The organism is Carnobacterium divergens (genome assembly GCF_900258435.1).
Classification (GTDB): domain Bacteria; phylum Bacillota; class Bacilli; order Lactobacillales; family Carnobacteriaceae; genus Carnobacterium; species Carnobacterium divergens_A.
Window position 1 is genome coordinate 1,947,960 of record NZ_LT992558.1, and the last position, 9,930, is coordinate 1,957,889.

The following is a 9,930-nucleotide window of genomic DNA, read 5'->3' on the forward strand; positions in this document are numbered from 1 at the left end:
TGCTTGAATTCGCGGTACCACCTATTTTGCGCGTCTCTTTGTGACACACCTCTCAACTTTCAGTCGTTAACGGATAACCACCCGAGATAAGCTACTCCTACTTCACCTATCCAGCTCCCAAGCTACCTTTTCTGTCCGTCGATTAAGAACTCTCAGCAACTGTTCTATTCTCTAAAATCTAAGGGGCAGATACTCCTCTTGTTCAAAGCTTTTTTCTTTTCTTAATTCTAGCATTGAAGCTGACGAAACTCAATCTTTTTTTACAAATTTGGCTTATTTGGCAGCAACTGCTGCTTTGGCTGCTTCAATTGCTTTTTCGTAATTTGGTTCATGGCTCATTTCTGAAACAATTTCTTCATATACTAAGACCCCTTCGCGATTAACCACAAAGACGGAACGTGCTAGTAAATCTAATTCAGGCATATATAATCCGTAGCTTTTAGCAAACGTTAAGTCCGTATCGTGAAGCATTTCCATTTCAACGCCATTCCCAGCACACCAATCTGCTTGCTCTTCTTTTGTATTGTTTGAAATGGTCATCAACTGTACGCCTTCAAGTTTTCCAGCAATTTGGTTAAATTGTTTGGTTTGAATTGCACAAACGGATGTATCAATATTTGGAATCACACTGATTAACGCCACTTCTCCTTGGTAATCAGATAATGAAATGACTTGATCGTTTAAGTTTTTTAATTGAAATCCAGGTGCTTTTTCTCCAACTTTTGGTTGTGTTCCTTCGACTTTTATCACGGTGCCTCGTTTAGTAATTTCCATCATTATAATCTCCTTTTAGTAAAAAACATTGTTTGTCTTCTTCTAGTATACGAAAAAAAACAAAAGCGACGCAACCATTCTGCTTCAACTACTTAAATCTCTACTTTTTCACGAAGGTGTTCGTTGAAATAGATCAAGGTTAATAATTCTGTTGTTAAATCGATGTAGCGGATGTCGACTTCAGGAGGGGCTGACACACGACCTGGCGCGAAGTTTAAGATAGCCGTCACACCGGCTGCAACTAAGGAGTCAATTGCTTCTTGCGAGTATTTACTTGGCACTGTTGAAATAGCAGTGTTTATCCCTTCTTCTTGAATAATTTCCGCCATTTTGTCAATGGAATAAATCGGAATACCTGAAAGGACTTCGCCACATTGCGTCTCATCTTTTTCAAATCCGCAGGCGATTTTCAGGTTTTCATCTCGTCGGAAATTATTTGCTAATAAGGCTTTCCCTAAATTCCCAACGCCAACTATTGCTACTTTCGTTAACTTATTCACATTTAAAATTTGATCAAAAACTTCAATTACATGATCGACATCATAGCCGTACCCACTTCGTCCAAGTTCTCCAAAATGGGAAAAATCTCGTCGAATGGTTGTAGAGGGAACTTGGGTTAAGGCACTGAATTCTTTTGATTTAATTCGCTTCACTCCAGAATCTTCTAATGTTTTTAAATAGCGATAATAAAGTGGCAAACGTTTTGCCGTTGCTTTTGGCAACTGTACTGCTTCTAATTTTTTTACCAACAAATTCACCTTCCTGTTTTCACTCTTATCCCCATATTACCATTGTCATACCGGACATTCAATTAAATTGTGATTTTTTTCACAGTCGTAACAAAAAAGCTAATTAGCGTATTTTTTTTACACTAACTAGCTAGGTTCTTATTTTGTTGAAAAAACGATTTGATTGGCAATGACTGTTTTCAGTACTTTTATTGTTCTTAATTCTTTTGTAGAAATAGTGAAGGGATTGTCTTTTAAAATCGTAAAATCACTAACAAATCCGGGTTTTATCATCCCTCTGGTCGTTTCGTGATAGCAAGCTTTTGCACTTCCAACCGTATATAATCGAATGGCTTCAAATCGTGACAATGCTTCTTCAGGAAAATAGTGTTTTCCATCTAAATCAGAGCTAACCGTTCTCGTTACGGCTGCGTGAATGCCGTAAAAAGGATTTGGGATTTCAACAGGGGCGTCACTTCCTCCTGCTGTTGCAAAACCTGCTTTTTGGATGCTTTTCCATGCAAAAGCAAGAGGTGGATGTGTCTCCCCTAAAACTTCAAGAGCCCAAGGTAAGTCGCTGCTCATAAATTGCGGTTGTAAATCAAACAACAACGGCATACCACTTGCTTTTTCCAATAAATCAGGTCGAAGCCACGGTGTGTGAATCATTCGGTCTAGTTGACCTGCTTTTGGAGGATATTTTTTTAATGTAGTGATGACATTTTCAAAAGCTTGATCGCCTAAAATATGAATCGCTACAGGCAGTTCTGCTTTTCTTGCATCCTTTACCATAGTCTCGAAAACTTCGTCGGTTTGGACTTGTAAACCAAATTGAGTCGGTTCATTTGGATATGAATGGGACATCAACGCCGTTTTAGAACCGACTGTTCCATCATAGAAGATTTTCATTGCGCCTAATTCCACCCACGGATGATTGCTTAAAAAGGTTTCATTCGATTGATTGAAGTTCGCTAATTCAGCATTATGAATCAGTAAATGAGATCTAAATGGCAGTTGATTTTCTTGATTTCCAACAACATCAGTAAAGGTTTTAAACGTGCCTGTAAAGCCATTAAAGTAATGCAAATCTTCTGAATGTCCACCTGTTATTCCTTTTGACCATAAATCTTCAATTGCCAATTTTAAATAATTTTCCATTTCTGTGGGTGTTGCTAGTGGAAAGGCATCGATGGCTAAATTGGTCGCCTCGTCTTTTAAAATACCCGTTAGTTTGCCATCTGGTGTTAGGTCAATTTCACCGCCACCTTCAAATACTTGATGATTTTTTAACTGAATTTTTTTGATAAAAGGTGAATTAATGACTACATTATGATAGTCGATGCGTCTCACTAAAATAGGCTGTCGCGTTGAAATTTGATCTAAATCTTGATAAGTAAGTCCACGTCCATCGTCTTCCCACATGTTCTCATTGTAGCCTTCTACAAATAGCCATTCATCTGGCTTTAACGTCGCTACTTTGTCAGCTATCATTTTTAATGCTGCTGTTCTTGAGGTTTGTTGGTTTAAATTTAAGCGGGCTAAGCTTTGTCCGTACCATAATAAATGCAAGTGACTGTCCACCAAACCAGGTAGCACAGTTGCTCCTTTTAAATCGATTTCTTCTTTAATTAGCTCCCCATACTGCGCTTTTAATTGGGCTTCTGAACCCGTTGCTATAATTTCAGTTTCATTTGCTAGCACACTTTCGACGGTTGCTCCCTCGTTTTCCATTGTATAAAAAAGACCATTTGTCCATAATTTCATTTAAAACCCACCATTCTTTTTCGATTACTCATTTATTATAGTCCCATTATAATAAAAAACAAGTTCTAATTCCTTCATTTTAACTGACTTTATTGCTTCTTTTTGTTGTTCTTCCCCTTGTAAATACAATCAAAAAAGTGATTCAGCACCAACGGCTAAATCACTTTGTTCTTTCATTATTATAAGAAATCAGAAAATTCTTCTTCTTGCATTTTTTCCAAATTGTCTCCGATTTTGATTTCGCTAATCACAAGCCCTGCCATTGCGCGTTCAATTAGTCCTTCAACATCCAATCTTGCTTCAAAGCCTTGTGCTTTGTCTAGTTTTGGTTTTGTTTTTGGTGCTGGCGGAGCAAAAATAGTACAGCAATCCTCAAAGGGTTGAATCGACAAATCAAATGTATCGATTTTTTGGGCAATTTCAATGATTTCATTTTTATCCATTGAAACCACCGGACGGATAATTGGCGTATTGGTTACTTCATTGATAGCTACCATGCTTTGTAACGTTTGAGATGCTACTTGACCAAGAGACTCTCCATTAATAATCGCTAGACCTTTTTGTTGTGCTCGAATTTGATCGGTTAAACGCATCATCATTCTTCGGGTCACTGTCATTAAATAGCCTTCTGGTACTACTCGTTTAATTTCTTCTTGGATTTCAGTAAAAGGGACTTCAATAAACTGAATACTGCCAACATATGCTGTTAATTTAGCCGTTAAATCTTTGGCTTTTTGTAAGGCGCGTGGACTTGTATAAGGCGGGCTGTGGAAATGAACCGCTTCAATTTCAACACCACGTTTCATTGCTAGATAACCTGCTACAGGAGAATCAATTCCACCTGATAACATTAACATCCCACGCCCACCAGAACCAACTGGTAAACCGCCTGCGCCTAAAATCGTTTCACAGGATAAAAAGAGCCCTTCTAAGCGAACTTCCACACGTAATTCAATATCTGGTTTTTTCACTTGAACTTTGATACCTTCGATGTTTCTTAAAACTTCGCCACCTAGTAACTGGTTAATGTCATTAGTATCTAATTCAAATTTGTGGTCTGCGCGTCTTGTTGTAATCTTGAAGGTTTGACCTTCTTGATATACATTCCGAATCATCTCTACTGCTGCAACTTTCAAAGCTTCAATATCGCGTTCTACTTTAACTACTGGAGAATAGGTTTGAATTCCAAAAATCGGTTGTAGACGATCCATTACTACCTGACTATCTGCCCCATTTAAAAGCAAATACATCCGATCCCGTTCACCATAAATTTTCACTTCTGGGTAATCGTGAAGGGCGTGACTCACATTTTTCACCAAGCGACTAATAAAGGTTCGTTTATTTTTTCCTTTTGTTGATAATTCGCCGTAACGAATCATAATTTCACTGTATTGCATCTTTTTGTCATCTCTTTTCTTTGAGCTTTCGATTAGTGGATATCGCGAAACTGACGGTATAGTGCATCAAATTCTTTGATAAATTGTTGAGCTTCTTCTATTGTATTAGTATCATTTAAGCTAACTCTGACTGCACTTGTAGCAATATTTTCAGGCACATGCATTGCAGACAAGGTACTTCCGCTTGTTTGACTTCTACTTGAACACGCACTGGTGGTGGAAATGTAGATGCCTTTTTTCTCAAAAGCATGAACCATTACTTCACCACGGATTCCTCTTAGTGCAAAGCACAAAATATGAGGCGCGCCTTCTTTCGTTGAAAACAAGGTTACTTTAGCATAGCTGTCTAACTGATCCATCAAGTATTCTTTGATTTCAAGTTGACGCAATTGTTTTTCTTTTGGATCAGTCAATACTAGACGTAGTGCCTTTGACAGTGCCGTAATCCCAGCAACATTTTCAGTTCCGCTTCTCTTGCCCGACTCTTGCCCACCGCCATTTAAAAGAGGCGCGAGTTTTTTCCCTTTCTTCAAATACATAAAACCTGTTCCTCTGGGAGCATGGAATTTATGCCCAGAAAAGGTAGCGATATCGATTCTTGAGTTTGTCGATAAATCAAGTGGAATTTTTCCAATTGCCTGTACTGCATCGACGTGAAAATGTACTTTTGGATAAGCTTTTAAGACTTCGCCAATTTCTTCTAACGGCTGAACGCTCCCTATTTCATTATTAACAGCCATGATTGAAACTAAAGTAGTATCTGAGCGAAGTTCTTTTTTTAACGCCTTAACGGAAACAACCCCTTCTTTGTTAACGGGCAAATAAGTAATATCAAATCCAAGCATTTTTAATTGTTCCATCGATTCTTTTACAGCCGGGTGTTCAATCGCCGTCGTAATTAGATGTTTTCCAAATTTACGTTTTTCAATTGCCGTTCCTTTAACAGCCCAGTTGTCGCCTTCTGTTCCGCCACTTGTAAAGTAAATTTCTTCCATTGAAGTGTTTAAAAGTTCAGCAATTTGCTTTCTTGCTTGCTGAAGTAAACCTGTAGAAGCGTCTCCTAGACCATGTAAGCTAGATGGATTCCCCATTATTTCTTCACTAACTTTTAAATAGGTTTTCAAAACACTGTCGTCTATTTTAGTCGTTGCACTATTATCAAAGTAAATCATTTTCTCACGCCTTCTTTTTAAAGCGAAACAATTCAACTTGTTCCTTATTTTCTTGTTAAAAACCTTTATAATTATAGCAGACTTTAGCCAAATCACAAACGTTCCATTTAAAAATTTTAGAATCCCCTCATTAGATGTTACAAAATTAAGAATAAAAAAGCTGACAATCAACTTGATTGTCAGCTTTTATTAATTAATGTTTTGCTTCTTTATCTTCAAAGTATGAAGACTCAACTTTTTTGTACGCACCAGGCTCAGCCGTTTCAAGCGTTGTTGAAATAGTTTCTAGAGCTTCTTTATATTGAAATTCATGATTGAATAATTTCAATGTATCATCAATGGCTTGTGCGATTCCTTCATTTGAATGACGGTAACGGTTTGCATACTGCATCATGTACTCAGTTAATAAAGCACTATCCACAATCTCTTCTGTTTTTTCCTTGATTAACGTAACATCATCTTGACATAGGAAACACAGACGTGTGATTTCTTTCATGTCAATTTTTAATTTGTTTAGTTCTTTAGCCAATTGCTCAATTCGATTCGTTGTAGCAAAGAACAATTCTAGGTAGTCAGGGGGCAGTCCTGGTAAATGTTGTTTTTCAACATAACGTTTAAGACCACGCATTTCAAATTCAAACTCATCTAATTTTGCTTGCGCATCCATCTCTTCTTTGCGTAAATGAAGCAAGTTGCTGTTTAGTTCTTGTTGTGTTTTTTCAATCTCTTCTAATCGATCGCCCATTTTTTCATAGCTTTCTGCAATGACTGAATAAATGGCTTCATCTTGTTCAATCTCTTGTGAAGATAACTCAAATGCCGTTTTTAAATCTTCTAGTTCAGATTCAATTTTATTCGCACTTCCTGTTTCATCTTGATTTAAAGTGTAGCTTTGAGAGACACGATCAATTTCAATCAATAATTTACGGTTGTTGACAATTACATGATCTAAATATTCAGAAACTAATTGTTTTTGGCTTATTACAAAGGCTTTTGAATCAATTTCATTTTCCATGACATCATATAAGTGGTCAATCTTTGTGTCCAACTCTGCTAAATGTTCTTTCGCTTCGTCAACTTCAACCTTTTCAACAAACTCCATGCCCACTTCAATAGCACGTTCAATCTCTTGAATTTCTTTTGGAATATCAATGTCTAAAAAACGATAATTTTCAGCTACTAATTGCTGATACCCTTCTTTAATTTCTTTCACTTGATCAGTATCTTCAACCGTAAGCTCTTTGTAAATCGTTGGAACCAGTTCTGCTACCCGATGTAACTCGTTGGTATCTTGCGACACACGATCTAAAACTTCTTTTGCTTCAATGTGGTCTCCTGAAGAAGTTAGTTCTGTAAATTTAGAAAAATCCAATTCTAGAAAAGTTAAACGACGCTCTAAATTTTCCAATGCCGGTCCAAAAGAAAAACTTTGAGTCAACAACTTCTTACGAATGTCTTGATATTTTTCTTGTACTTTTTTGATCTCTAAGCGGTTTTTTTCTTCACTTTCAACCAATTTTTTTAATGCTAATTGAATTTTTTTGATACTTTCTTCTGTTTCATTAATTATGTGTAATGCAGCATCTTCAGCTTTTTGCGCTTTAATTAGCTTTAAGCGATCCGTTGCTTGTTCAGCATCAAATAAGTAATTTTCAATATCTGGAAAGCTAACCGTGGCAATGTTCTCCCAAGCTGCATTCCAATCTTTAAATGATTTTTCAGTTTGACCTGTTAACTGCAATTTTTTTATTTTGTTGATTTCATCGATTACAGGTTTATCCATCAATGCGATTTTTCTTGTTTCAAGTTCGTCTATTTTGCTGAAATGTCGTTTCTTTAAAATAAAACCTACCCCGTAAATGAGTAATGCTAATAAAATAATGCCGATTAATACAAATATAAAATTCATTCTAAAACCTCCACTTGAATTGATTGTAGCAAAATAATGGTATGTAACAAAATATAATGTTTGTCATTTTGAATTTCTTTTTTTATGAGAAAAACTTTAGATTTTTATTAGCTGAATTTCTTGCTTTTTTTTAATAAAACACCTATTGTAGATTATACCACAGTGATAAAAAACTAACACTAGAAATCAATTAATTTCAGTTATTTTTTATCCAAATTTAGTGAAGAAACAAACGTTTGGGGAGATAATATGTTCTTATTGCTTAAAATTGTGGGTATTCTTGGCTTGATATTTTGTGCTATATTGCTTTTTGCTGCGATTAAAATGCACAAATTAAATTCAAAAAAATTCCACCGAAAAGCTGGATTAATCTTGTTAGTTAGCCTTTTCTTCGTTTTATTTAGCCAAATGAAGATCAACCAAATCAATCAAAAACAAAAAGCAGCCTATACGATTGCTAGTAAATCCACTTTAGATGGATCACAGACCTTTTTACGAGTATTAGTTTTCAGCCGTAATAAAGAAGATATTGAACAAATTTTTAAAAAACTGCAAAAAAGTGAAAAAAATGAACGAACAGATTCACTATTTGTTCGCTTTAATGTCGACAATGGAGGCGAAATTGGTGAATTTATTGCCAACGCTAAAATTGCTTGGACCCTTAAAGGTGAAGAACAAGTTGATTTAAAAAAAGATCAGGAAAAAATCGAATTTAATAATCTGAGCAACTAAAGGAGTGACTCTTATGTCAAAAAAAGGGATTTATCAATTAACCAACGCGCAGCTAGAGGCTATTATTGGCGATGAGACTAATTTAATTGCTAATTTAAGCAATGCTTCCGCTTTGCTTTTTGAAAATCTGCCAGATATCAATTGGGCTGGCTTTTATTTGTATGAAGTAGAAACGGATGAATTAGTATTAGGTCCATTTCAAGGGAAAGTCGCTTGTATTCGTATAAAAAATGGAAGAGGCGTTTGCGGAACAGCTTTTGCTAAAAATGAATCTGTTGTTGTTGATAATGTTCATGATTTTCCAGGTCATATTGCGTGTGATGCTAAGAGCCAGTCTGAGATTGTGATTCCTTTGATGAAAAATGGAAAAACAATTGGCGTATTAGATGTTGATGCTCCGATTACAAATCGCTTCGATGAAATCGATCGTGGCTATTTAGAAGATTTTGTACTGATTTTACTTGCAAATAGTTCCATTTAAATTCTAGAGCAATGTTGGTTTCCAATCATTGCTTTTTTTGTTGCATCAATAGGCAATTTAAGCAACTATTGATTGACGTTAGATTGGCAATAAGGTATACTAGACATTGTGTAAAATAATGCAGCGTGAAAGTGGTATTCACGTCAACAGTTTATTGCCTACAAGGTTCAATTGTGTAACCTGCGGCTGCAAAGGTGAAGATTGAAATAATAAACTGCACGAAATACTGAACTCTCTACTTATTATTTTACTCCAAAAAACATTTATTTATTGGAGGAATTTTATTATGTCACGTTATACAGGCCCAAGTTGGAAAGTATCTCGCCGTCTAGGCATTTCACTTTCAGGAACAGGTAAAGAAATCGAACGTCGTCCTTACGCTCCAGGTCCTCATGGTCCTAACAGCCGTAAAAAATTATCAGAGTACGGTTTACAATTACAAGAAAAACAAAAATTACGTAACATGTACGGCATGAACGAACGTCAATTTAAAAACTTGTTTGTAAAAGCTGGTAAATTAAAAGAAGGTAAGCACGGTGTTAACTTCATGATCTTACTAGAACAACGTTTAGATAATGTTGTTTACCGTTTAGGTCTTGCTACTACTCGTCGTCAAGCACGTCAATTAGTAAACCACGGTCATATTTTAGTTGACGGCAAACGCGTTGATATTCCATCATACAGCGTTTCAGTTGGTCAAGTAATTTCAGTTCGTGAAAAATCTAAAAACCTAGAAATCATCAAAGCTGCCGTTGAAGCATTATTTGGTCGTCCAGACTTCATTAGCTTTGACGCTGAAAAATTAGAAGGTTCTCTTTCTCGTTTACCAGAACGTGAAGAATTGTATGCTGAAATCGATGAGTCTTACATCGTTGAATTCTACAACCGTTAATTGAATTAGCTCATGTAGAGTGATGTCAAAAGTCGTCAAATCCTTATTATAAAAGGGTTTGATGGCTTTTTGCTTTTTATT

The 9,930-nt window shown here is 36.1% G+C and carries 9 protein-coding genes and 1 other annotated feature (1 of these 10 cut by a window edge); of the genes, 3 read left to right on the forward strand and 6 right to left on the reverse strand.

The annotated features are described in order from the left end of the window. Nucleotides 1-215: a binding site (T-box leader), on the reverse strand (it extends 12 nt beyond the left edge of the window). A gap of 58 nt (nucleotides 216-273) precedes the next feature. From tpx to CDIMF43_RS09795, 6 genes are all read right to left on the reverse strand, one after another. Next, a complete protein-coding gene (gene tpx / locus CDIMF43_RS09770) occupies nucleotides 274-774 on the reverse strand; it encodes a thiol peroxidase (RefSeq protein WP_109841873.1) in 501 nt (166 codons plus the stop codon). Between the two features lie 92 nt (nucleotides 775-866). Next, complete coding sequence (locus tag CDIMF43_RS09775; RefSeq protein ID WP_074403401.1) at nucleotides 867-1,523, reverse strand: redox-sensing transcriptional repressor Rex; 657 nt, start codon at nucleotides 1,521-1,523, stop codon at nucleotides 867-869. Nucleotides 1,524-1,661: 138 nt separating this feature from the next. Continuing rightward, nucleotides 1,662-3,266 (reverse strand): amidohydrolase, encoded by a 1,605-nt coding sequence (locus tag CDIMF43_RS09780; RefSeq protein WP_109841874.1) that lies wholly within the window; start codon nucleotides 3,264-3,266, stop codon nucleotides 1,662-1,664. Nucleotides 3,267-3,445: 179 nt separating this feature from the next. Next, complete coding sequence (gene thiI, locus CDIMF43_RS09785) at nucleotides 3,446-4,663, reverse strand: tRNA uracil 4-sulfurtransferase ThiI (protein ID WP_074403134.1); 1,218 nt, start codon at nucleotides 4,661-4,663, stop codon at nucleotides 3,446-3,448. A gap of 32 nt (nucleotides 4,664-4,695) precedes the next feature. Continuing rightward, nucleotides 4,696-5,835 (reverse strand): cysteine desulfurase family protein, encoded by a 1,140-nt coding sequence (locus CDIMF43_RS09790; RefSeq protein WP_074403135.1) that lies wholly within the window; start codon nucleotides 5,833-5,835, stop codon nucleotides 4,696-4,698. 193 nt (nucleotides 5,836-6,028) lie between these two features. After that, complete coding sequence (locus CDIMF43_RS09795) at nucleotides 6,029-7,744, reverse strand: septation ring formation regulator EzrA (protein WP_109841875.1); 1,716 nt, start codon at nucleotides 7,742-7,744, stop codon at nucleotides 6,029-6,031. Between the two features lie 249 nt (nucleotides 7,745-7,993). Between CDIMF43_RS09795 and CDIMF43_RS09800 the strand changes: the two genes are divergently transcribed. The 3 genes from CDIMF43_RS09800 to rpsD all read left to right on the forward strand — a co-directional run bounded on the left by CDIMF43_RS09800 (nucleotide 7,994) and on the right by rpsD (nucleotide 9,849). Continuing rightward, complete coding sequence (locus CDIMF43_RS09800; protein ID WP_109841876.1) at nucleotides 7,994-8,476, forward strand: hypothetical protein; 483 nt, start codon at nucleotides 7,994-7,996, stop codon at nucleotides 8,474-8,476. Between the two features lie 13 nt (nucleotides 8,477-8,489). Next, nucleotides 8,490-8,957: a GAF domain-containing protein gene (locus CDIMF43_RS09805; protein WP_109841877.1), complete on the forward strand. Its 468-nt coding sequence runs from the start codon at nucleotides 8,490-8,492 to the stop codon at nucleotides 8,955-8,957. A gap of 286 nt (nucleotides 8,958-9,243) precedes the next feature. Then, a complete protein-coding gene (gene rpsD, locus CDIMF43_RS09810; protein ID WP_074403139.1) occupies nucleotides 9,244-9,849 on the forward strand; it encodes a 30S ribosomal protein S4 in 606 nt (201 codons plus the stop codon). The last annotated feature ends 81 nt before the right edge of the window (nucleotides 9,850-9,930 follow it).

Bases quoted from the DNA above. Each gene is read 5' to 3' on its own strand.
- tpx (WP_109841873.1), bottom strand. From the start codon at position 774: ATGGAAATTACTAAACGAGGCACCGTGATAAAAGTCGAAGGAACACAA.
- CDIMF43_RS09780 (WP_109841874.1), bottom strand. From the start codon at position 3,266: ATGAAATTATGGACAAATGGTCTTTTTTATACAATGGAAAACGAGGGA.
- thiI (WP_074403134.1), bottom strand. From the start codon at position 4,663: ATGCAATACAGTGAAATTATGATTCGTTACGGCGAATTATCAACAAAA.
- CDIMF43_RS09790 (WP_074403135.1), bottom strand. From the start codon at position 5,835: ATGATTTACTTTGATAATAGTGCAACGACTAAAATAGACGACAGTGTT.
- CDIMF43_RS09795 (WP_109841875.1), bottom strand. From the start codon at position 7,744: ATGAATTTTATATTTGTATTAATCGGCATTATTTTATTAGCATTACTC.
- CDIMF43_RS09800 (WP_109841876.1), top strand. From the start codon at position 7,994: ATGTTCTTATTGCTTAAAATTGTGGGTATTCTTGGCTTGATATTTTGT.
- CDIMF43_RS09805 (WP_109841877.1), top strand. From the start codon at position 8,490: ATGTCAAAAAAAGGGATTTATCAATTAACCAACGCGCAGCTAGAGGCT.
- rpsD (WP_074403139.1), top strand. From the start codon at position 9,244: ATGTCACGTTATACAGGCCCAAGTTGGAAAGTATCTCGCCGTCTAGGC.